Source organism: Mesorhizobium sp. C372A (genome assembly GCF_030323245.1).
In the GTDB taxonomy this organism is placed as follows: Bacteria; Pseudomonadota; Alphaproteobacteria; order Rhizobiales; family Rhizobiaceae; genus Mesorhizobium.
Map to the genome: position 1 here is coordinate 6480978 of NZ_CP100475.1, position 21811 is coordinate 6502788.

General features: G+C 63.3%; 19 protein-coding genes and 1 tRNA gene. 10 read left to right on the forward strand and 10 right to left on the reverse strand.

Annotation, left to right across the window (positions count from 1 at the left end; all coding sequences use genetic code 11):
• Window positions 1–80 precede the first annotated feature (80 nt).
• Window positions 81–1376, forward strand: a complete 1296-nt coding sequence (locus NLY42_RS31220; protein ID WP_023669300.1) for a lipopolysaccharide biosynthesis protein — start codon at window positions 81–83, stop codon at window positions 1374–1376.
• On the opposite strand, the gene NLY42_RS31225 is transcribed toward NLY42_RS31220, so the two are convergent.
• Genes NLY42_RS31225 through NLY42_RS31235 form a run of 3 tightly spaced genes read right to left on the reverse strand, consistent with a single transcriptional unit; the run spans window position 1373 to window position 4256 of the window.
• Window positions 1373–2296: a DUF6492 family protein gene (locus NLY42_RS31225; RefSeq protein ID WP_023669299.1), complete on the reverse strand. Its 924-nt coding sequence runs from the start codon at window positions 2294–2296 to the stop codon at window positions 1373–1375. The two genes, NLY42_RS31220 and NLY42_RS31225, sit on opposite strands and share 4 nt — an antisense overlap.
• The gene (locus NLY42_RS31230) at window positions 2293–3087 is read right to left on the reverse strand and encodes a WecB/TagA/CpsF family glycosyltransferase (protein ID WP_023669298.1); all 795 of its coding nucleotides are present in this window, start codon (window positions 3085–3087) and stop codon (window positions 2293–2295) included. Before NLY42_RS31230 ends, NLY42_RS31225 begins: the two co-directional genes overlap by 4 nt.
• Window positions 3084–4256 carry a glycosyltransferase family 4 protein gene (locus tag NLY42_RS31235; RefSeq protein WP_023753877.1) on the reverse strand — a complete coding sequence of 391 codons (1173 nt, stop codon included), beginning with the start codon at window positions 4254–4256 and terminating at the stop codon, window positions 3084–3086. Before NLY42_RS31235 ends, NLY42_RS31230 begins: the two co-directional genes overlap by 4 nt.
• A gap of 173 nt (window positions 4257–4429) precedes the next feature.
• Between NLY42_RS31235 and NLY42_RS31240 the strand changes: the two genes are divergently transcribed.
• From NLY42_RS31240 to proC, 3 genes are all read left to right on the forward strand, one after another.
• Window positions 4430–5428 (forward strand): glycosyltransferase family 2 protein, encoded by a 999-nt coding sequence (locus NLY42_RS31240; RefSeq protein WP_023735748.1) that lies wholly within the window; start codon window positions 4430–4432, stop codon window positions 5426–5428.
• A complete protein-coding gene (locus tag NLY42_RS31245) occupies window positions 5397–6716 on the forward strand; it encodes an O-antigen ligase family protein (protein ID WP_023753876.1) in 1320 nt (439 codons plus the stop codon). Before NLY42_RS31240 ends, NLY42_RS31245 begins: the two co-directional genes overlap by 32 nt.
• Window positions 6717–6803: 87 nt before the next feature.
• Complete coding sequence (gene proC / locus NLY42_RS31250; protein WP_023753875.1) at window positions 6804–7619, forward strand: pyrroline-5-carboxylate reductase; 816 nt, start codon at window positions 6804–6806, stop codon at window positions 7617–7619.
• Between the two features lie 22 nt (window positions 7620–7641).
• Here proC and NLY42_RS31255 read toward each other — a convergent pair whose 3' ends face one another.
• The 7 genes from NLY42_RS31255 to NLY42_RS31285 all read right to left on the reverse strand — a co-directional run bounded on the left by NLY42_RS31255 (window position 7642) and on the right by NLY42_RS31285 (window position 16887).
• Window positions 7642–8541 carry an MBL fold metallo-hydrolase gene (locus tag NLY42_RS31255; RefSeq protein ID WP_023753874.1) on the reverse strand — a complete coding sequence of 300 codons (900 nt, stop codon included), beginning with the start codon at window positions 8539–8541 and terminating at the stop codon, window positions 7642–7644.
• Window positions 8542–8816: 275 nt separating this feature from the next.
• Window positions 8817–9209 (reverse strand): type II toxin-antitoxin system VapC family toxin, encoded by a 393-nt coding sequence (locus tag NLY42_RS31260; protein ID WP_023747214.1) that lies wholly within the window; start codon window positions 9207–9209, stop codon window positions 8817–8819.
• A complete protein-coding gene (locus tag NLY42_RS31265) occupies window positions 9209–9451 on the reverse strand; it encodes a type II toxin-antitoxin system VapB family antitoxin (RefSeq protein ID WP_023669292.1) in 243 nt (80 codons plus the stop codon). The genes NLY42_RS31260 and NLY42_RS31265 overlap by 1 nt, the downstream gene beginning before the upstream one ends.
• Window positions 9452–9531: 80 nt before the next feature.
• Window positions 9532–10845 (reverse strand): NAD(P)H-dependent oxidoreductase, encoded by a 1314-nt coding sequence (locus tag NLY42_RS31270; RefSeq protein WP_023753873.1) that lies wholly within the window; start codon window positions 10843–10845, stop codon window positions 9532–9534.
• A 152-nt stretch (window positions 10846–10997) separates the two neighbouring features.
• Window positions 10998–12392: a multicopper oxidase family protein gene (locus NLY42_RS31275; protein WP_023753872.1), complete on the reverse strand. Its 1395-nt coding sequence runs from the start codon at window positions 12390–12392 to the stop codon at window positions 10998–11000.
• Window positions 12393–12574: 182 nt separating this feature from the next.
• Window positions 12575–16447, reverse strand: coding sequence for a caspase family protein (locus NLY42_RS31280; protein ID WP_084779703.1), 3873 nt, complete (start codon window positions 16445–16447; stop codon window positions 12575–12577).
• Between the two features lie 365 nt (window positions 16448–16812).
• Window positions 16813–16887: transfer RNA gene (locus tag NLY42_RS31285), tRNA-Thr, on the reverse strand.
• 150 nt (window positions 16888–17037) lie between these two features.
• On the opposite strand from NLY42_RS31285, the gene NLY42_RS31290 reads away from it, so the two are divergent.
• The 6 genes from NLY42_RS31290 (at window position 17038) to NLY42_RS31315 (ending at window position 21632) form a co-directional block, all read left to right on the forward strand.
• Complete coding sequence (locus NLY42_RS31290) at window positions 17038–17232, forward strand: hypothetical protein (RefSeq protein ID WP_023753870.1); 195 nt, start codon at window positions 17038–17040, stop codon at window positions 17230–17232.
• Window positions 17233–17366: 134 nt separating this feature from the next.
• Window positions 17367–18659 carry a UDP-N-acetylglucosamine 1-carboxyvinyltransferase gene (murA, locus tag NLY42_RS31295; RefSeq protein WP_023753869.1) on the forward strand — a complete coding sequence of 431 codons (1293 nt, stop codon included), beginning with the start codon at window positions 17367–17369 and terminating at the stop codon, window positions 18657–18659.
• A 167-nt stretch (window positions 18660–18826) separates the two neighbouring features.
• Window positions 18827–19261 carry a DUF2948 family protein gene (locus NLY42_RS31300; protein ID WP_023753868.1) on the forward strand — a complete coding sequence of 145 codons (435 nt, stop codon included), beginning with the start codon at window positions 18827–18829 and terminating at the stop codon, window positions 19259–19261.
• 134 nt (window positions 19262–19395) lie between these two features.
• Entirely contained in the window at window positions 19396–20688 is a 1293-nt protein-coding gene (hisD, locus tag NLY42_RS31305) for a histidinol dehydrogenase (RefSeq protein WP_023732390.1), read from the forward strand.
• 6 nt (window positions 20689–20694) lie between these two features.
• A complete protein-coding gene (locus NLY42_RS31310; RefSeq protein ID WP_023669283.1) occupies window positions 20695–21180 on the forward strand; it encodes a UPF0262 family protein in 486 nt (161 codons plus the stop codon).
• A gap of 41 nt (window positions 21181–21221) precedes the next feature.
• Window positions 21222–21632: an arsenate-mycothiol transferase ArsC gene (locus NLY42_RS31315; RefSeq protein ID WP_023669282.1), complete on the forward strand. Its 411-nt coding sequence runs from the start codon at window positions 21222–21224 to the stop codon at window positions 21630–21632.
• Window positions 21633–21811: the final 179 nt, after the last annotated feature.

The following is a 21811-nucleotide window of genomic DNA, read 5'->3' on the forward strand; positions in this document are numbered from 1 at the left end:
GCTTCGCCACGCATTGCCGGGATCTGTAAAATGGCGTCAGAACCGCACGTTAAGCTTTGCGGCTTACGGCTTTCCTCGATATGACGCAGGCCAGCGACATACCGCAAAGGCGGACACTCGCCCGCATCGGCACCTTCCTCGCCGAAAGACGGGGGCTGGTTCGCGACTATCTTTCAGCCATCAGCGGCGCCGGCGGGCGGCTGGTGTTCTCGCTTGCCTATTTCATCGCACTTGCCAACACGCTGTCGATTGCCGAGTTCGGCATGTTCGCCACCGCCTCGGCGGCCGGCGTCATGCTGTCGCGCATCCTCGCTTTCGGCTTCATCTCGGCGCTTTACCGCACAGCCACCATCCGCCCCAATCTGATCGGCACCTTCACCGCCGGCTTCCTTTTGCTTGGCGCCGTGTCCTTACCACTGCTGGCGGCGGCCTCCTGGGGCGTCTACCTGATCTTCTTCGCCAGCACCGTTCCGCTGGCCGTCTTTGCCGCAATCGTCTTTGCAGAGGCGCTTTTGTGGCGGCCGGTCGAGGTGGTGCTGATCGTCAACAACGGGCTCGGCAAATTCGGCCGCGCCGCCGTGCTGTCGATCGTGGCCACGGCGTTCCGCGCGCTGGGCGCCGTGCTGTTCATGCTATCGGGCCAGCACAGCGTCTGGATCTGGTCGTTGTTCTACATCGGCGCCAACGCCGCCTCGCTGCTGCTGGCCTTCGGCTTCTATTATCCACGCCAGCGGCTGAGGCTGCGCACCGAGCTCTATCTCAGGCGGCTTGCCGATTCGATCTATGTTGCAGGAGCCGAAGTGCTGTTCTACCTGCAGTCGGAATTCGACAAGCTGCTCGTGCTGGCGATCGGCGGGCCGCATCTGGCCGGCATCTATGCCATCATCATGCGGCTGGTCGACCTGACGGCAATCCCGATCCGCACCTTCTCGATGATGCTGGTGCAGAGGATGATGCGGGCGCCGGAGCTGTTGTCGCGACTGCGGGTCAAGAGCGGTATCGAAGCCGGCGTGTTCCTGGTGTCGACATTGGCACTGGCCGCACTCGGCATCGTGCTGCATTTCTTCCCCAATGCACTTGGCCGGAATGTCGCCGAGGCGGCGCCCTTGGTGGCGTTGGCAATCGGCGTGCCGGGACTGCGCAACCTGGTCGAATACCAGGCCGAGCTGCTGTTCGCGCGCGGCCAGACCGCGCTCAGGGCGCTCAACCTCGGCCTGCTGGCGGGGCTGAAGGCGGTGCTGTTGACCTATGTGCTGACCACGATTGCCGACACGCCCAGGCTTGTCGTATCGCTCAATGTCGTCTTCCTGCTGCTCTATCTCGCCTCGGCGCTGCTAACCTATTCGGCGCTGCGCAAGCCCGCCAAGGCAATCTAAGCCAATCCGATCAGGCGGCGGATGCGGCCGATATCGGTGCCGATGAAGGATTGCATGCCGATCGCCACCTGCCCCGGTGCCATAGCGGCGACGAAGCTGCGGAATTCGTCATCCGACAGCGCCTCCCCGGTCCAGTGCACGCGGCAGAATTCCTCCGAGCCGTGGAAATGGCCGGCGCCCCCCAGCACATCGTCGACATAGCGGCCATAGATCATGCATTCGGAGAACCGGCGCACTGAAGCGATGACCTCGACCCAGCCGCGCGCGTGCACCTTCTCGATCTCGGCGCACATCGCCGTCACGGTCTGACGGCGCCAGGCGATCAGCGTCGAAATATAGTCGTGGTTCGAAACCTCGGATGCATCGATACCAATCGCCGAGGCCGCATTGCGCGACCAGATGCGATGCTCGTCGTGACCGTCGCTCGACAGCACGCCGTCGCGCCGGAACAGCCGCACCTTGCCGTCGCGCCAGAAGGCGCTCAGATCGAATGGCTTGAGGAAGGCGACGTCGGAATCGCAGAAGACCAGCACGTCTTCTCCAGCATGCGCAGCGATGGCGATGCGGCGCAGCTGCTGCACATGCCAGCCGCGCAGCGGCTGGGTCTTGAGACTGAGCCAGATGCGACGGCGAAAGAGGCTCATCGGATCGTCGAACACACGCAGCCAGCGCGGCAGCAGGTCGCGCTCGTCGACAACGCTGCGGCGGTCGTTTTCCAACTGGCGAAACAGCGCCACGTCGCGGTGCTCGACCAGAATGTAATGATGCGCCAAGCCGGAGACATGGCGGTCGAGGGTCTCGCACAACAGGCGGCAGCGTTCGAAATCCGGCGCATAGCTGGCGGTCACCACCGCCGCCGTCGGCGTTTGCGGCAGGGCACCGGTCTCGGCTGCAGGGCTCGGCACGACGCGGCTGTTCACCGCAACTCTCCAGCGGGCTCGGGCCGACGCGAGAATTTCTGCCTGACGACACGCAGCAGGAACACCGGATTGCCGACGACGTAGCGGCGCCACAGCCGGCCGGGCTCGATGCACAGACGGAACAACCATTCGAGCCTCAGCTGGCGCATCCACAGAGGCGCCCGCGGCACCGTGCCGGAGAGAAAATCGAGCAGCGCGCCGACGGCGATCGGCAGCGTGCAGTGGCGGGCATCGATATGACGGGCGATCCACAATTCCTGGCGCGGCACGCCCATGGCCACAAGCAGCACGTCGGGCCGCAATGCCTCGATGCGATCGACGATCGCCTGCTCTTCGGCGGGGGAGAAATAGCCGTCATGGATGACGACGAATTCGTGCTGCACCGCCAGAGCGGCTAGCCTGACCGACGCCGCCTCGGCGTTGGCGCGGGTGGCGCCAAGCAACCCGACGGTCAGCGGCCTCGCCGATGCCTGCAGAAAGGCCGGAATGAGATCAGTGCCGTTGAGATTGTCCGGGAACGGCGCGCCGTAGAGCAGCTTTGCCGCCAGATCGACGCCAACGCCGTCAGGCAGGATGAGGAAATCGTCGAGCGCCTCGGCAAAGACCGGATCGGTAGAGGCGATGTTGGCGTTGTGAGCGTTGAGAAAACTGACCTTGGTGAAGCGCCGCTCGGCAATCAGACGAGCGAGCAGCGCGATCGCGTCATCCCAGCCGATGGCAAGGACCGAAATGCCAAGGATCGTCTTCAGCGTATCGAGCCCGAAGGCGGCGCGGGCGGTGTGCATGTTCATGCAAACACCTCCTCCCCCACCGACCCGAGCTTTTCCAGGCCGAGCCTGATGGCGGCATCCAGTGCCTTGATCTGCCGGCGGTGAAAGGCGCTGCCATCGACATCCTTGACATCGGCCGCCGCTGCCTCCAGCGCGCCGGCGAAGGCGGCCGGATCGTCGGTGACGAAGCAATTTGCCGGGCGATGATCGATGCCGCGCAGCGAACGGCTGGTGGCGACCGACGGCAGGCCGAGCTCGAAGGTTTCGATGGTCTTGAGCTGAACGCCGCTGCCCGTGGTGCTGATCAGTGGAATGACGGCGGCGCCGCGCACGAAATTCTGGGCGTCGGACACGCGGCCGACAAATTCGACACCGGGATGGGCAGAGGTGATATCCGACGGCATGTTGCCGGCGACCCTGATGCGAAAGCTCCGGCGAAGATGCGGCACGACTTTTTCCAGGAACCAGTCGAGGCCGATGCGGTTCGGCTGCCAGGTCCAAGTGCCGATCAGCGCCGCGTCGCAATCGATGCGGCGCGGCTTGACCGGCTTTGGCGCCGTGGCAGTGGTCACCAGCGGCAGCACCGCCGAGCGGTCGTCGCTGGCAACGCCGAGTGCGGCGCGGTCTTCCTCGGCCAGCGTGAAGACGAAGCGAGCCCGGCGGCAGAGCCGCTCCTCCATGGTCTTGAGCAGCCTGGCCTCGCGGGCAAACAGCAGGCGCTGGAAGCGACTGTTTGCTGCTGCCGCATTCTCTTTGGCCGAACCATGTTCGACATTGTGGGCGACGAAAATCGAGGGACGGTCGGCGAACAGTTTTTCAAAGGCGCCGGCGAACTGCACCGAATTCAGGACATAGCCGTCGAAGGGACCGGCGCGCTCGATCGCGGCACTGACTTCGCTGTCGGAAACCGCGCGCAGCTTCACGGAAGCGAAGGTGAGCCCTGACAGCACCGCCTTGCCAAGCCAGGCGAGCTTCTGCCGCGCCGAGGCGCTTTCCGTGCGCACGTCGACGGCGCCGAGCACGATGGTGTTTTCGGGGTCGCTGGGCGCCTTGCCCGGCCAGATGAAGCCGATGACGGTGAGGCGCACGCCGGCGCGCCGCAAGGCGGCGATGATCGCAGCGTTGGCGATCTCATAGCCCGAAGCGAGAGCGCCGTCGGGCACGATCGATGTGGCGAACAGCAGATGCATCTCACCTATCCAAGCGTCAGCCACTAGCAAAGCTGGGTGAACCCTTGATTAAATCATGCGACGCAACGGCTGAAAGGCGCGGACCGGCAGGCGCCGCTGCGAAAGGTGATTAACGAAACGTTATCGTCGCGGTGTTATCAAAAAGCCAGATTTAAAACATGCGGCTGGAGCGGATGATCCCTTTGCCATCGGACGGTTCGGTATCGATTGCGGGACGCTCTCCGGGGCTCGCCGCAGAGACGATCGAAGCCGTCGTCACGCTGCCGACCTTCATGCGGCCACAACTGCTGCTGGAAACGCTGGCGTCGCTGAAGGCACAGCAAACCAGCCGGCGCTTCGCCGTCATCGTCATCGAAAACGAAGCCAAGGCGCGTGAGGGCGCCAAGGCGGCCGTGCCGCTGTTCGAACGCGACGATATGAAAGGCATGGTCATCATCGCGCACGAGCGGGGCAATTGCAGTGCCTACAATGCCGGCTGGCAGACGGCGATCCTGCATTTTCCGGATTTCCGCCACCTGCTGGTCATCGACGATGACGAGATCGCCGACGCGGACTGGCTGGAGCGCATGTGCAAGACGGCGGAGACGCTTGGCGCCGACATTGTCGGTGGCCCGCAAGTGCCAGTGTTTACCGATCCTGCTCACGCCAAATGGGCCGAGCACCCCGTGTTTGCGCCGCCCTATCGCCAGACTGGACGCGTGGCCGCACTCTATTCCTCTGGCAACCTTCTGGTCGGGCGCAATGTGCTCACCATCATGGGGCCACCCTTCCTCGACCTGCGGTTCAACTTCATGGGCGGCGGCGATTCCGACTTCCTCAGCCGCTCGGCGCAGAAAGGTTTCGTGCTTGGCTGGTGCGCCGAGGCAAAGGTGCGCGAAGGCGTTCCAGCCCGGCGCGTCGAGGCTGACTGGATCCGCGCCCGATCCTTACGCAACGGTGTAATCTCGACGCTGGTCGAAAAGAAGAAGCGCGCCGGCACGCCATTCGCCGGCGCCAAGGTGTTTGCAAAAAGCCTGGCGCTGCTGATAGCCTCGCCCGTGCGCGGCGCAATCAAATTGGCGCGGACAGGATCGCTGTCGACGGCGCTTTACCCCGTCTATGTCTCGCTCGGCCGCGTGCTTGCCGAATTCGGATACGCCAATGAGCAATACAGGCAGCCTGAGAAGAACTGACGAGCTGCTGCTGGGCGGCATCGTCACCCGCGACGGCGTGGCGACGGCGATTGCCGCGCTGTTGTTTGCCGTCGTCATCGTGTCGTTCCGGCCGTTTCAACCGGCAGGCGCGGAACTGACCGGCGACGGCGGCGACATCGTCAACCAGCTCGGCTTCAGTTCGCTCGGCGCCATTTCGATCTTCTCACTGCTGACGTTCGCCGACCCCAAGGTGGTGCGCTCGCTGCTCAGCCCGTCCTGGATTCTGATGCTCGGCTTTTTCATGCTTTCGGTCATCAACGCGACCGACCCGTCCTCGGCCATGCGCGCGGCCTTCTTCACGCTGCTTGGCGTTCTGACGATAGCGACGGTCCTGGTGCTGCCGCGCGATGCCGACAGTTTTTCGAAAGTCATCATATTCTGCGCGATCGTCGTTATCGGCCTGTCCTATATCGGCCTCATCGTCTTTCCGCATGAGGCCCTGCATACGGCCGATTCGCAGGAGCCCGAACATGCCGGCCTGTGGCGTGGTGTGTTCGCCCACAAGAACATTGCCGGACCAATCATGGCCTGCTTCAGCTTCGCCGGCCTCTATCTCTTCCGGCGCGGCCAGAAATTCTGGGGCGTGGCGATCTTCGGCGCGGCGATGATCTTCATGCTGCACACCGGATCCAAGACGACGGCCGGCCTAGTGCCGTTCTCGATCCTGATCGTCGTGCTGCCGGGCCTGATCGGCATGCGGTTCGGCACGCCGATCCTGTTTGCACTGGCGATCATTGCGACGGCCATCGGTACCTTAGGCATCGTCTTCATCCCCCCGGTGAAAGAACTGGCGGCCACCTATTTCCCCGACCTCACCTATACCGGGCGCACGACGCTGTGGGAGTTCTCCGGCGAGATGCTGGCGAAGAAGCCCTGGACCGGCTACGGCTATGAAAGCTTCTGGGGCACGCCGCTGCTGCTGAGCCAGGACCAGCCTTTCGACCGGGCCTGGGACATCCGGACCATCGTGCATGGCCATGACGGCTATCTCGACATTGCGGTGCTGATGGGCATCCCGGCGCTGTGCGTTGCCGTCTACACTTTCGTGATCGCGCCGCTGCGCGACTACATGCGCATCCCGCCGCGCAAGGAGAACATCTATCTCGGTGACTTCTTCATGATGGTGGTGCTGTTCACGGCGCTGAACGCTTTCCTCGAAAGCTTCTTCTTCCACCGCGGCGACCCGGTGTGGCTGTTCTTCGTGCTCGGCGCGCTTGGCCTGCGGCAAGTGTCGCTGCGGCCGATCGCGGTGCGCCGGCGACCTTGACCGGCTGGCCTGATCCAGCACCCCTTGAGGGGCTTTCCCGTCTGCCCGCTAGCGTCTAAGGAGAACCCTTGTCTCGGAGGGCTCTCAATGACGATCAGGCTTGTTCTCGCCGGTTGCGGCAATATGGGTTACGCCATGCTTGCGGGCTGGCTGAAATCCGGCAAGCTTGCCCCGCAAGCCGTGTTCGTGGTCGAGCCCACTGCCGAATTGCGCAAGCGCGCCGAGCACCTCGGTTGCAGTGTCGCCGCGGACGCGAACGGGATCCCCGCCGACGCAGAGCCCGACCTCGTCGTCATCGCCGTCAAGCCGCAGGTGATCCGCGACGTCACCGCCGCCTACAAGCGCTTCGGCGACGGCAGGACCACCTTCGTCAGCATCGCCGCGGGCACGCCGGTCGCCACCTTCGAGCACATACTCGGCCATCTCGCGCCTGTTATCCGCTGCATGCCCAACACGCCGGCCGCGATCGGCAAGGGCATGATGGTGGTCTATTCCAACCCGCTGGTGACCGACGACATCAGGCGTTTCGTTGCCGAGCTGCTGTCGGCGAGCGGTGTGGTGACGACGGTCGACGACGAAGGCCTGATGGACGCGGTGACGGCGGTTTCGGGGTCCGGTCCGGCCTACATCTTCCATTTCATCGAGGCGCTTACGGTTGCAGCCGAGAACGCCGGGCTGCCGACCGAGACCGCCAGGCTGCTTGCCATGCAGACCGTCTATGGCGCTGCTGCACTCGCTGCCGAAAGCGGCGAGGAGCCTGGCGTCCTGCGCCAGCAGGTGACCAGCCCCAACGGAACCACGGCAGCAGCCCTTGCCGTGCTGATGGGCGAGGACCGGCTGACGAAGCTGCTGACCGAGGCGGTGGAAGCCGCGCGGCTGCGGTCGGTGGAATTGGGGAAGTAGCCCAGACGCTCGCGGGGCCGTATCAGCCCCACTTCATCTCACCCTTGGCGACCTTTGCGCCCAGTTCCAGGGACGAGACGTCCAGAAGATCGGGATAGCGCCGCTTCATCGCTGCAATCAGCTCGACGCTGGATTTCGCTTTTTCGGCTTCCTTATTGAAAGCTTCGAGGTAGGCGCGGGTGAATTCCACGGCCGCCAGACCGTCCGGTGCACCGGCTACCTGATGGGACGGCACCACGATGTTGGGTTTGCGGGACGCGATTTCGTTGAGCGCGGCAATCCATTTCTTGCGGTCGTCTACGGTTGGCTCGTCGGCAACCCAGACATGTACGCCGGACGAGATCAGCACGCCGCCGAACACCGCTTCAAGGCTGGGCACCCAGAGATACCGCCGGTCTTTCAGATCGGCGACGGTGACGATCTCGATCTTGTTCCCTTCGATTTCAAGTGAGGTAATATCGGAAGCCTCGGGAATGACGACATCCGCCAGGACCTTCGGTCCATTGTCCTTGAGCTGCGGGCTCCAGACCTCGAGCTTGCCTTGAACATTGGCTTTGATCGCCGCCACCGTTGCGCCGGCTGCGATGATCTTGGCGCCGGGGAATGCATCCGCGACGGGACGCAGGCCGAAATAATAGTCAGGGTCGCTGCAGCTGACGTAGATCGTGGTCAGAGTCTTGCCCGTCGCCTTGATCGCATCCGCGACCGCACGGCCATCGGACAGGGTAAATCCGCCGTCGAGGAGGATGGCTTCTTTTTCCCCGGTCAGCAGCACCGGCGTGCGGCGGAAACCATTCTCGTCAGCCTGAAAATAGGTCCATTCCAGCTTGGCGGCGGCCCTGGCTGCAAAAGCCAGAGGCTGAAGCATGGCAACCATGCCCGTTGCCAGAAGGGTTTTCATCGTCTCGCGTCTTGTCCAAATGGTTTGCAAGATTTCAATCCTCAATGGGGGTTCAACTGATCGTTCGGAGATTGGCATCTCGGCATCGTTTGAAAAACCCGGATCAAAGAGACAGACTGTATGAATGGATCATACAATGGCAGCCGATGGGTGTGCGCCGTCAGCACGAGCGCAATGACCAGGCGTGTTGCGCGAGCAGGTCAAAAGCCCCATGGCGCAACCGCGGCAGCATTTGGCCTGCTGGGCGGGAGCGGCTGACGAAGCTGCTGGCCGAACCGTGAACTGGGGGAGTAGGATCAGGCCAGATCGGTGTGGGAAAAGTCTTTCCCTTTGTAGAGCAAGGGCATCCCACGGCTTTTTGCCGAGGCATATGACAGGCAGTCAGCGAGATTGAGCTGAGCCGGGTGGCCGCGACCTTTGCCATAGTTCGAAAAAGCCTGGATCGCGAGCTTGGCATCACCGATTTCGATCGGAACCACCTCGATCTCGGCCTCACGCAGGAACTCCTCTATCGCCTTTTCGGCGAAGAGCGGCTCCACCACCAACTTCGATGAAAGCCGCATCGCCGCTTCGAGCACGACCAGCGGAGATGTGATCCGTATCGAGGCCTGCCCGATCCGGCGACTCCAATCGGCGGCGTCTTCCTCTCCGGCGAGGACAGCGATCACCACCGAGGTTTCGATGAACATCAGGAATGTCCCCACATCTCGTCGATCTCATCCTTAGTCAAATCCCTGCCGCCGCTTCCCGCCTTGGCCTTCAGATCGTTCGATATGGCGGCCAGCCGCTCAGCCAGCGGAACTCGTTCACGTTCGCGCTGAAGCTCGGATTCGAGCGCTTCGATCACCGCCTCGGTCATTGAAATCTTTCGCTTTTCGGCAAGCTGCCGGGCGAGGTCACGGGCGCGCGGGTCTCTGATCTGGAGATTCATCCTGGAAGCCTCCGTTCGGTGCCACTACAACATAGGGAGTTGTCATGACAAGGCCAGCCCGACTGGCCTGTCATCCAATCTCAGCTCCCGTACAGCATCTCATCCTGCAGCTTGCGCAAAGCGAACAGCCTGGTCGTGCGGTCGGGTGTGGCGTTGTCGGTGGTGATGAGCTCGCCCTTCCTGACCGGCTTCAGCACCTTGCCGCCTTCGAGCAGGCCGACCGCGACGGCGCTGACGGCGCGGGCCTCTTCGACGGTCATTGTCCAGGAGCGGCAGCAGGTCTCACCGATGGCATCGAAGGTCTCGCCCATGGCGAGATCGCGCTTGGCGACCGCGCAGACCTCGGCCACCGGCTTCGGCAGCGGCACCATGTCGGGGCGGCCGTAGAGCATGATACGCGCTGCCGTCAGCGGCACTTCCAGCGAGGTCAGATGGTAGGGCCGGAAGAAGCTGTAATAGGGGCCGTGGCCGATATGCAGATCGTCCATGCGCTCGACGATGCGTGGATGCGTCGCCTCGACGATGACGAAGACGCCCGGCGCCACACCCTTGCCGATCGTGTAGTCGACAACACCCTTCTTCGACAGGATGCCGCCATCGGCGCGCGGTATCAGCACCTTGGCCAGCTGGTCGCGGTCGGCCTTAGGCCCGTGCATGCCCGGCACATCGGGCACCAGCCCGGTGGCGTTGGCGATGGCGCACATCTCGACCATGGTTTTCGAGCCGTCGACGAACTCGACCAGCATGCGCGGGTTCATGTTGCGGCGAAGGGCTTCCTCGCGATAGTCATCCGGAACGGCATCGTGGTTGAGCGGGTTGTTCTTGCCCTTGCCAGCCGAGACGATGGTGTAGCCGAGCGCGGAGGCAAACTCGATCAGCTCCATGCAGCTCGACGGCTCGTCGCCGGCCCCGACCGAATAGACGACGCCGAGCCGGTCTGCCTGCTGCTTGAGGTAGCAGCCGATCGTGACGTCGGCCTCGACATTCATCATCACCAGGTGCTTGCCGTGCTCCATCGCCTTCAAGTCGAAATCGGCGGCGACACCAGGCTTGCCGGTGGCGTCGATCACGACGTCGATCAGCGGATTGGTGACCAGCATCTCGTTCGAGGTGATGGCGATTTTCCCGGCCTCGATCGCCGCGGTGACTTTCGAACCCATGTCGGCCTCGACCGCCATCGCCTCGTCGCCATAGGCGATGCGGATGGCGTCGCGCGCCGTGTGCGGACGCCGCGTCGAGATGGCGCAGATCTCGATACCGGGCATCAGCATGCCTTGCGTGACCAGGTCGGTGCCCATTTCGCCGGAGCCGATGACGCCGATGCGCACCGGGCGGCCCTCGGCGGCGCGCCTGGCGAGATCGCGGGCCAGTCCGGTCAGGGCGACGTTGGTCATGCAAGCGTGTCCACGGCTTCTTGATTGCAGGCGGGAATAGCAGGGAACGGCCCCGCTTTGCCAACGAAACCAGCGGACGGCGGCAATTTCTCCGGCAACAGGCCCGGCAGGTGAGGCCAACCCCAGTAGAGGCTGATTGACCCGCCTCGGCGTCAAACCACCCTGATATAGCTCGTCATGCCGGTTTTCTGATGTTCGATGATGTGGCAGTGCAGCAGCCAGTCGCCGGGATTGTCCGCGACGAAACCGAGCTGAACCTTCTCGTTGGGCTGCATGAGATAGGTGTCGGAGATGACCGGCTGAACCTGGCGCGTCGAAGACGACAGCACCTTGAAGCTCATGCCGTGCAGATGCATGGGATGCGATTGCGGCGTCAGGTTTTCCAGGTCGATGACATAGCTTTGGCCGAGCTTCAGCTCGGCCAAAGGCGCGGTCGGGTCCGGCGTGTCGCCCGGCCACGGCACCTTGTTGATGGCCCAGAAGGAGTAGCCGAGCGTGCCACATATGCTGTCGCTCGGCACGTTTTCCGCGGTGGCGCTGAGCGAGAGCGCGATGTGTTTCGCGCTGGCGAGATCCACCTCCGGCACCGGGTTCGCTTCCAGCGGTGCGAGGTCGCGCAGGTCGCGCTTAAGCGAGCTTCCGGTAGCGCGCAAGGTGGCGAGGACCTTGGGTTTGGTGCCCCTGATGTCGCCCAGGCTGACGATCGCGCCCTCCTGGTCAGGCATGCGGATGGCGAGCTCCATGCGCTGCCCCGGTCCGAGCAGCAAGGCATCGGGCGCAAAACGCTGCGGCACCGGATTGCCGTCCAGCGCGATGACCGCGGCCTCCCCACCCTCGACGCGAAAGGCGTAGATGCGGGTGACATCGGTGATGGCGACCCGCAGCCGCACCAACCCGCCGGCCGGCGCGTCGAATTGCGGCTGGTCGAGCCAGTTGGCGGTGCGCACCGTGCCATAGGTGCCGGTTTTCGCGGCATCGCGCGGCCGGAACTGCTGGATGAACTGGGCGTCGTCGCCGAGCCGCCAGTCTCGCAGATTGATGACCGCCTCCGCATCGAATTTCGGATCGCCCGGGTTTTCGACCACGATCACGCCGGTCAGGCCGTGGCCCATCTGCTCCAGCGTGTTGCAATGCGGGTGATACCAGAACGTGCCGGCGTCGGGCGGCGTGAAGGCATAGTCGAAATGATCGCCGGTGTAGACGTAAGGCTGAACCAGGAAAGGAACACCGTCCATCTTGTTTGGAACGCGAATGCCGTGCCAGTGGATGGTCGTCGGATCGTCGATGCCGTTGACAAGCCGTGCGGCGAAAGGCTCGCCCTTTTTCATCCTGAGCACCGGCGGCATTTTGGCCTCTCCATAAGTCAGCACATCGCGGGTCTGGCCGATATCCATGAACCTGGCCTGGATCTTTGCCGTCTTGAGAACCACCGGCTCCGGTGCGGCCGCGGCCCAGCCACCAAGCCTGGCCATCGCTGCAAGGCCAACCCCGCCAGCGCCGGCAACCGCGGCCGTTTTCAAAAGCCTGCGGCGGGTGAATAGGGTCATCTGGCGCTCCAACGGAATATGATTACCTGTCGTCCTGAATGACGGGTGGCGACCGGCGCACAAGCCGATACTGCCACATCGCATCTCTGTCATGCCATGGCGAGCCGGTGACATCTGCTTGCGCAACAGCGTGAACGCTGGCGTGCCCACCATTCGCCCGCATCCGGGAGCGCGGGCTCGGATTAATGCAACTCGGCCAGCAACGCCTGTGCCTCGGCGAGGTTCTTTTCGGAACCGGCGGCGAGATCGTCCATCTTCTTGTCACGGAAGATGACGAGCGCGTCCTGGCATGCGGCGATCGCTTCCTGTGTCATCGCCTTGTCCTTGTGGGCGGCGCCCAGATCGACCAGCACGTCGCACAGGCTGTCCTGCGTGAAGGCGACAGCCGGCACCGAATTGATCTTCTTTTGCACCACGATCGCCTCGCGCAGGACCAACACCGCCTCCTCGAAATGCGCGACATTGTTTTCGGCGCGGCCGGCCATGGTCAAGGCATAGCCCATCTCGTTGCGCGCATTGGCCCAACGTTCGGGATCGCGGTCGCGACCGAGCTGCTCGGCAAGCGCCCGGTTGACGACAATCGCCTCCTCGTACAATTCAGCCGAAGGCTCGCGGGCCGCGATCATGCTCAGCGTCTGCGCGAGACTGGTCTGGTTGGTGATCCAGAGATCGGGATCGCGGGTGATCGTTCGCACCGTGGCGAGGTCGCGGTAGATCTGAGCGGCTCGTTTCAGCTTGCCGACATCGTTCGCCCAGTAACCAAGACTCGACAGCCCGCCGGCGAGATTGTTCTGATTGTTCTCCCAGACAGCCAGCGCATTCTCGCGCGTTACCACGCTGAGCGCTGCGTCATAGGCGGCAATCGCGCGGGTGAGCAACTCGACGTCCTTGCCGTCCGCGGCCATCAGCAAGGCATTGCCGATATCGCCCTTGGTGCGCGCCCATTGCATGCGGTTGGGAAAACCGTCGTAGATCCGCGCTGCCGTCTCGAAGCTCTGCACGGCCTTGGCGTAGAACGTGGCGTCGCCACCAATCCGGCCCTGGCTGTAGAGGGCAAAGCCGAGGTCGTAATTGATATTGGCCCACTCCTCCGGGTCGGCGTCCTTGGAGTAGGCGGGGAGCGCGGCTTCCAGCATGTCGGCTGCTTGCGCCAGCAAGTCCAGGTTGGATGTATTGTCGCCCAGGATCGACAGGGTCTGGCCGAGCACGCGCCGCGTCTGGCCGATCTCCGTGACATCACCGCCTTTCGTCTGCCCGTCGAGCGCCGCCCGCAGCGCGTCGACCGATTGCTGCAGCAGTTGATCGTCAGAGGCCAGCTTGCCTGACATCATCAACGCGCAGCCGAGGCGGAATTCCGTCTTGGCCCAATTGGCTGGGTCCTTGTCGCGGGTGCGAACCCTGAGCACCTGACCGTAGACATCGATCGCCTGCCGCAGGGTCGAGATGTCCCCCGCGCGTTCGCCCCAGTTCGATAGCGTGCCTGCAAGGCTGTAACCAATCGAAGCGAACTCGCCCGGCGCGGCGGTTGCGGTATAGACCTCCCATGCCTGACGATACGCGGTCACCGCCTGAATGTAGTAATCGGTTCCCGTATCGAGACCGCCGAGCGTGTCGTTGACCGATCCCAGATTCTGCTGCAGCGAAGCCCAGTCGAGCGGCAGTTTCTCACGCGGATATTCGGACAGAGCGGCCTGGTACGCGGTGGCTGCCTGCAGCAGCAGTTCCTTGTTCTTCTGCTTGGCGCCGAGGCGCTGCAAGGCGTTGCCGAGCGTCAGCTGGCCGTTGGCCCAGCTCGCCGCGGCGTGCTCGCGCGTCCAAACCGTAAGCGATGCCTCCGCCGCCTCCCGCGCGCGCTGCAACGCGGCGATATCGCCGTTGATCTCGCCGATCGACTCGAATGCGGTGCTCAAATTGTTCTGGATGGTCGCCCATTGCGCCGGCGCGCGTTCCCTGGTCATCTCCTCAGCCGCCGCCTGGAAGGCCGCGACCGATTGCTCAAGCGTCGGTACATCCTTTTCGCGCGCGCCGAGGCTCGCCAGAACGACACCCAGATTGATCTGGCTCAATGCCCAGTCGAGCGGTACGCGCTCTCTGTTGTATTCCGTCAATGCCGCACGATGCGCCTCGATCGCCGCGCGGAAACTGTCCGATGTGGTCTGGCGGTCGCCGATTTCGGACAGCACGATGCCGAGATTGTTCTGCGTCGCCGCCCATTCCAGCGGTAGTTTCTTCAACGACTGCACCTCGAGCGCCGAGCGGAATGCCGCGACAGCCCGCTCCAGAAGCGCCGTCCCGTTCTCGCGCTGGCCGAGCCGCCAGTAGACCGTGCCCAGATTGCCATAGGTCGATGCCCAGTCGTCGGGGTAGGCGTCATGCGTATAGACGGTCAGCGCCTGCTCATAGGCGGCAGCTGCCTTGTCGAGGTTTTCGCGGCCGGCTTCCCGTTCGCCCAACGTAGCAAGCGTGGCGCCCATATTGTTCTGGGTGGCCGCCCAAAGTAGCGGCAACTTTTCGCGGGTGACATAGGTCAATGCCTGTTCATAGGCTGTCAGGGCCTGGGCGAGATACGCATTGTCGCCGGAGAAGTCCCCTTGTTCCGACAGAGCGTTGGCCTCTGCCGCCTTGTAGTAGAACGCGTCTTCGTCGCTCCATTTGGCAGCCTGCTCGAAGGCCTTGGCGTAATCCTGCGCCGCCTCCTTGAAGTTGAAGGAGATTTCATAAGTCCTGGCACTGCTGGCGAAGACCTTTGCGAATTCCAGCCGCTTTGCCTTCAGCTCGGCCTCGGCCTGGTCGACCGTAGACGAAAGTTCGCCGATGCGGGCCTTGGCCTGCTCGTTGAATTTCTGCGCCGCTTCGAGCGCGCCTTCCTGAACCGCCTGTTCGGCGAGTTTCGATAGCCTGGCAATTTCGGGGTCCGGGTTTTTCAAAGTCTCGCGTTCAGCCAACACATGTTTCAGCCGTTCGGTCTGGCCACGCAGCAGCTTGTCGAGCTCAGCCGGATCCTTGGGTATGTCGACCCCGAGCGCCTTCAGCATGGCGTAGAGCCCATCCATCGGCACCTTGCCGTCACGCGATATGGTTTCGATCTGGCGGCGCTCCGGCTCGGGTAGCGTCGAGATGGTCAGCAGGAGCTGGCGCCGCTCCCTGAGGATTTCGCCCTCATCACCTTTCGGCGCCTCGGCGGGGGTACCGAAATAGAGCAGCCGGCGCAGGCTCTCATTGACCCAGGGCCGCTGCTGGCCATTGGTCTTGAGATAGACCTCCTCGCCGATCATGCGCAAAACGGTGCCGAATTCCTCGCCGCCCATCGTGTCGATGTGGCGCAGGATCGCTGCCGCATAGGGGCTGTTGCCATCGGCCGGACCGTCCAGCGCAACCTTGCCGGGCTCGGCGGCAAAGGCGATGACCTGGCCGAGGCTGCCGTCGACCGAGCCCTTGGCGTCGGTGCCGCCCTTCAGGGAAACCACGCCGCGCGTTTCCCCGTGACCGCCGGCGCCGATCGGCTTGCCTTCGTCGCCCGGCGCCAGCTTCAGGAGCGTGCCCGGCGGGAACGGATCGTTGCGGCAGGCGTCCAGCAGAACGATGGTGACCGGCACCTTGGCCTTCAGTTCGGCGACGATGGACGACAGCGGCACCAGCTTTTCGCCGGCATTGTCGAGCGCCGAGATATCGGCATCGACAGGGACTAGATAATTCTCGCCGCCGGCTTCGATGCCGTGGCCGGAATAGTAGATGATGGCGACATCGGCGCCCTCGGCATCGTCGACGAAGCCTTCGAGATCGCGCCGCAATTTGCGCGCGTCGCGGTTGGTGGCGACATTGGTCTCGAAGCCGAGCCTGTCGAACATCTCCTCGATGGCGCGGGCGTCGTTTTCCGGATTGGGCAGTTTGCCGACATGCTGGTAGTCGGACTGACCGATGATGAGCGCGACGCCTTTCAGCGCCTTCGGCTCTTCAGCCAAAGCGGGGCCAAACGCGCATAGGCACAGCGCCAGTGCCGCAGCAATTGCCGCGCACACGCGCCCTGTCGCACCTGCCGTTCGCCCAAAGAGCATTCTCTACCCCAAAACCCAACGCTATCTTCCGCAGGCGAGATGGCATCATGATGGCCGGCCGATGGCAAGTCCTTGGGCGAGCTGTGTTCTTGTCGTGGATATGCGTACGAGGCGGCTGGCTTTCAGCGTGCGAGCGGTAGTGTTCAGCATGCCGGATACGGCCAGTCCGGCCTGTTCATGAGTTGACAGGTCCGGACTTGTTGAGCAGTCGTCCGGCCCCGTAAAGCCTCTTTCTCTCAATGTTTCCGGGCGAGGGGGCCACGGTTGGATGCGCGGGATTGGCACTTTTGCGTCAGCCGGCTTTTTTGGTCCGCAACGAGACCCCGACTTCGCGACTGCATCTTTTTAAAATCAAAGGAATGAACTGGTGCTGCGAGAGAGGATTGAACTCTCGACCTCTCCCTTACCAAGGGAGTGCTCTACCACTGAGCTACCGCAGCCGCTGATGGCGGGGCTTCTGCCATATAGAACCGGCAAGCGCAAGGCGTCTGTGAAAGGCTTTGCCAGACAAGTTTCGCTGACATGGCGGCGCCACAATGCTAGCTATCCCTTGAACGGCAGGCCCTGCCAGTCGCGGGCGGGACGGAACGATGGACGACAAGATAAATCCACCGAAAAAGGCTGATCCGACAAAAAAGGACGGGACTAACCGCAAGGACCGTCTGGCCGAGCAGTTGCGCGCCAATCTCATGAAGCGCAAGACGCAAGCGCGTTCGCGGCGCACCGGTGACGCTGACCAGCGCCCGGAAGGCCTGGCGGCTGCTGAAAAAATGCACAAGGACTGACCGATATCGGCCACACTGGCCGGCCAACTTGGCCAACGGGCTCAGGAATCTTGAACCAAGCCGGCCAATGGTCTAGACGGGCCGATACGCAAACTGACGAAAACCGGCTTTTCGGGCCGAGGGGACATTCTCTCATGGATCGCATCAGAATTGTCGGCGGCAACAAGCTCGCCGGAAGCATTCCGATTTCGGGCGCGAAAAATGCCGCTTTGCCGCTGATGATCGCCTCGCTGCTCACCGACGACACGCTGACGCTGGAAAACGTGCCGCATCTGGCCGATGTCGAGCAGCTGATCCGCATTCTCGGCAATCACGGCGTCGACTATTCGGTCAACGGCCGCCGCGAGAAGCAGAATGAGGGCTATTCGCGCACCATCAACTTCTCGGCCCGCAACATCGTCGACACGACCGCGCCTTACGAGCTGGTGTCGAAGATGCGGGCGTCGTTCTGGGTGATCGGCCCGCTGCTGGCCCGCATGGGCGAGGCGAAAGTGTCGCTTCCCGGCGGTTGCGCCATCGGCACGCGGCCGGTCGACCTGTTCCTCGAGGGCTTGCAGGCGCTGGGCGCCGACATTGATGTCGACACTGGTTATGTGCTGGCCAAGACCAGGAACGGCCGCCTTGTCGGCAATCGCTATGTGTTCCCGAAAGTCTCCGTCGGTGCCACCCATGTGCTGATGATGGCGGCAGCGCTCGCCAAGGGTGAGACGGTGCTGGAAAACGCCGCCTGCGAGCCCGAGATCGTCAACCTCGCCGAATGCCTCAACGCCATGGGCGCAAAAATTTCAGGCGCCGGCACTCCAACCATCACCGTCGACGGCGTCGACTCGCTTTCGGGCGCGCGCGTGCGCGTCATCCCCGACCGCATCGAGACGGGCACCTATGCCATGGCTGTGGCCATGACCGGCGGCGATGTCGTGCTCGAAGGCGCCCGCCCCGAGCTGCTACAGACCGCGTTGGATGTGATTGCCCAGACCGGTACCGAGATCACGCCGACCAATTCCGGCATTCGCGTCCGGCGCAACGGCGCCGGCATTTCGCCGGTCGACGTAACGACGGCGCCGTTCCCGGCCTTCCCGACCGATCTGCAGGCGCAGTTCATGGGCCTGATGACCATGGCCAAGGGCAAGTCGCGCATCACCGAGACCATCTTTGAAAACCGCTTCATGCATGTGCAGGAACTGGCCCGGCTCGGCGCCCACATCACGCTGTCCGGCCAAACGGCGATCGTCGACGGCGTCTCCAAGCTGAAGGGCGCGCCCGTGATGGCGACCGATCTGCGCGCCTCGGTGTCGCTGGTCATCGCCGGTCTGGCGGCCGAAGGCGAAACGACGGTCAACCGCGTCTACCACCTCGACCGCGGTTTTGAGCGGCTGGAAGAAAAGCTGTCCAATTGCGGCGCGGTGATCGAGCGGATTTCGGCTTGACCGCACGGCAGTTGCTTCAGACAGACAGGCGTCTGGTGCTGCCTCCATTCACCGCCAACACTTCAAACCCGAGGCGCTAGCCTCGGGTTGAATTTGTGTCGCGGTTGCACCGACCGGAAAGACCGCCTAACAGAAGGCTGAAACCAACTTTCAGGTGTGCATTCGGCATGGCAGCCCTCAAACTCATTGCGCTCGACGATCAGGATCTGAGCATCGTCTCGGCTCACGTCCAGGACGCCGTGATGAAGGTCTCGGATCTCGAATACCTGCCTTCGGCCAAGCGTTTCATATTGACCATGAAACGCTTCGTCTGGGAGGCGAAGTCCGGATTGTTCAGCCAGCACAATGAGCGGCGCCAGGCCGTGTTGCATTTCGACCGCGTGCTCGGCGCCAAGACCAGCGGCATTGCCCGCGATCGGCCGGCCGAGGTGCTGTCGCTTCTGGCAATCAGCTTTATCGAAATCAGCAAGCCGGCCGGCATCGTCGAATTGGTCTTTTCCGGCGGCGGCGCGATCATGCTCGACGTCGAATGCATCGAGGCGCGGCTTGCCGACATAGGCGGCGCCTGGGAAGCCACCTCGCGTCCGGTGCACAGGGTCTAGAGCATGATCCCAAAAAGTGGGTGCCGGTTTTTGTTGGACAAAACGGGAATCGTTTGTCCAGAGATCTTGCTCCAACAAAGGGTTAGATCGTGATGAGATTTCAACCAAGTCTCATCACGATCTAGACGCAGCCGATGGCCATTACGCTTATCCAGTCCGATGCCGGTTTCGAGCAGCGTTTCGCCGCCTTCCTGACCACCAAGCGGGAGGTATCGGAAGACGTTGACACTGCCGTGCGCGCCATCATTGCGCGGGTTCGTGCCGAGGGCGACGCTGCCCTGGTCGACTACACGCTGAAATTCGACAAGGCCGACCTCAATAGCCTCGGCATTGCCGTGTCGAAGGACGACATCGCGCAGGCCTACAAAGACGCCGATCCGCAGACGGTCGATGCGCTCAAGTTCGCGCGCGACCGCATCCGATCCCATCACGAGCGACAAATGCCCAAGGACGATCGCTATACCGATGCCGCCGGGGTCGAGTTGGGTTCGCGCTGGACGGCGATCGAGGCGGTCGGGCTCTATGTGCCGGGCGGCACGGCAAGCTATCCAAGCTCGGTACTGATGAACGCCGTGCCGGCCAGGGTGGCGGGCGTCGAGCGCATCGTCATCGTCGTGCCGGCGCCGGGCGGCATCATCAATCCGCTGGTGCTGGTGGCAGCCGATATATCAGGCGTTTCGGAGATTTACCGCGTCGGCGGCGCGCAGGCGATTGCCGCCCTTGCCTATGGCACGCAGACGATCCGGCCGGTCGCCAAGATCGTCGGACCAGGCAATGCCTATGTCGCCGCCGCCAAGCGCCAGGTGTTCGGCACGGTCGGCATCGACATGATTGCCGGACCGTCTGAAGTGCTGGTGGTGGCCGACGGCAGCAACGATCCCGACTGGATCGCCGCCGATCTTCTGGCGCAGGCCGAGCACGACGTGTCGGCGCAGTCGATCCTCATCACCGACGATCCGGCCTTCGGCAAGGCCGTCGAACAGGCGGTCGAGCGGCAGCTGCAGAACCTGTCGCGCGCCGAGACGGCGGCTGCCAGCTGGCGCGATTTCGGTGCGGTGATCCTGGTGGAGACCATCGAGGCCGCGCTGCCGCTGGTCGACCGCATCGCCGCGGAACATGTCGAGCTTGCTATCGACGATGCCGAAGGCTTCCTGGCCAGGATGCGCAATGCGGGTGCTGTGTTTCTGGGACGCCATACGCCCGAAGTCATCGGCGACTATGTCGGCGGCTCCAACCACGTGCTGCCGACGGCGCGTTCGGCGCGCTTCTCTTCGGGCCTGTCGGTGCTCGATTTCGTCAAGCGCACCTCGATCCTGAAGCTCGGGCCGGAGCAGCTGAGAGCACTTGCGCCGGCGGCGATTGCGCTGGCCAAGGCGGAAGGCCTCGACGCGCATGGCCGCTCCGTCGCCATCCGGCTGAACATGTAGGCGGCGATGGCGGACGGCGATCAAACCCGCGCAAGGCTGATCGATGTCGAGCTCGACGAATCGATCGGCCGTTCGACGCCCGATGTCGAACATGAGCGCGCGGTGGCGATCTTCGACCTGATCGAAGAAAACAGCTTTCAGCCGGTCAATGATGACGGCGCCGGGCCTTATCGGCTGAAGCTCTCGCTGGCCGAATCCCGGCTGGTGTTTGCGGTCGCCCGCGAGGATGGTGCTGATGTCGTCACCCATATCCTGTCGCTGACGCCGCTCAGGCGCATCGTCAAGGACTACTACCTGATCTGCGAAAGCTATTACGACGCCATCCGCTCCTCGACACCGAGCCATATCGAGGCGATCGACATGGGCCGGCGCGGCCTGCACAATGAAGGCTCGCAGACGTTGATGGACCGGCTGGCCGGCAAGATCGACATCGACTTCGACACGGCGCGGCGGCTGTTCACGCTGGTCTGTGTGCTGCACTGGCGGGGTTAGACCTGACTGGGGCGCCCCGCTCGATCCTGTTCTTGTGCGGCATGAACGCCGTGCGCTCGCCGATGGCCGAGCAGCTGGCGCGGCGCATGCTGCCGCCGGCCACTTTCGTCGCCTCTGCCGGCGTGCACAGGGGCGAGCGCGATCCGTTCGTCGACGCGGTGCTGGCCGAAGAGGGCCTGACGCTGGGCGAGCGCCAGCCGCGCTCGATGGACGATCTCGAGGACGATTATTTCGACCTGATCGTCACCCTGGCGCCGGAAGCCCACCACGCCGCGCTCGAACTCACCCGCTCGCTTGCCGTCGACGTCGAATACTGGCCGATGCCGGATCCGACCGATGTCGGCGGCAGGCGCGAGCAGATCATGGCCAGCTATCGCGACGTGAGAGAACGGCTGAAAGCGCGCATTAGCCGACGTTTTCTGCTTCCGGAGGTAAAAAACGCGGCGGATTGATGCATGTCGCTCAAAAGCGGTCCCGGTTTTGAGACAACGACATGCATAAAACGAAAGCTTGGAGCGCGTCGCTTATGACGCGATCTAAGCGTGTTCACAAGCGCACGATTATCATATAGGTTCCGCCGAAATTCCGGCCTGGGCGCTCCAGGGCGCCGGAACTGCAATCCAAGCAAAGG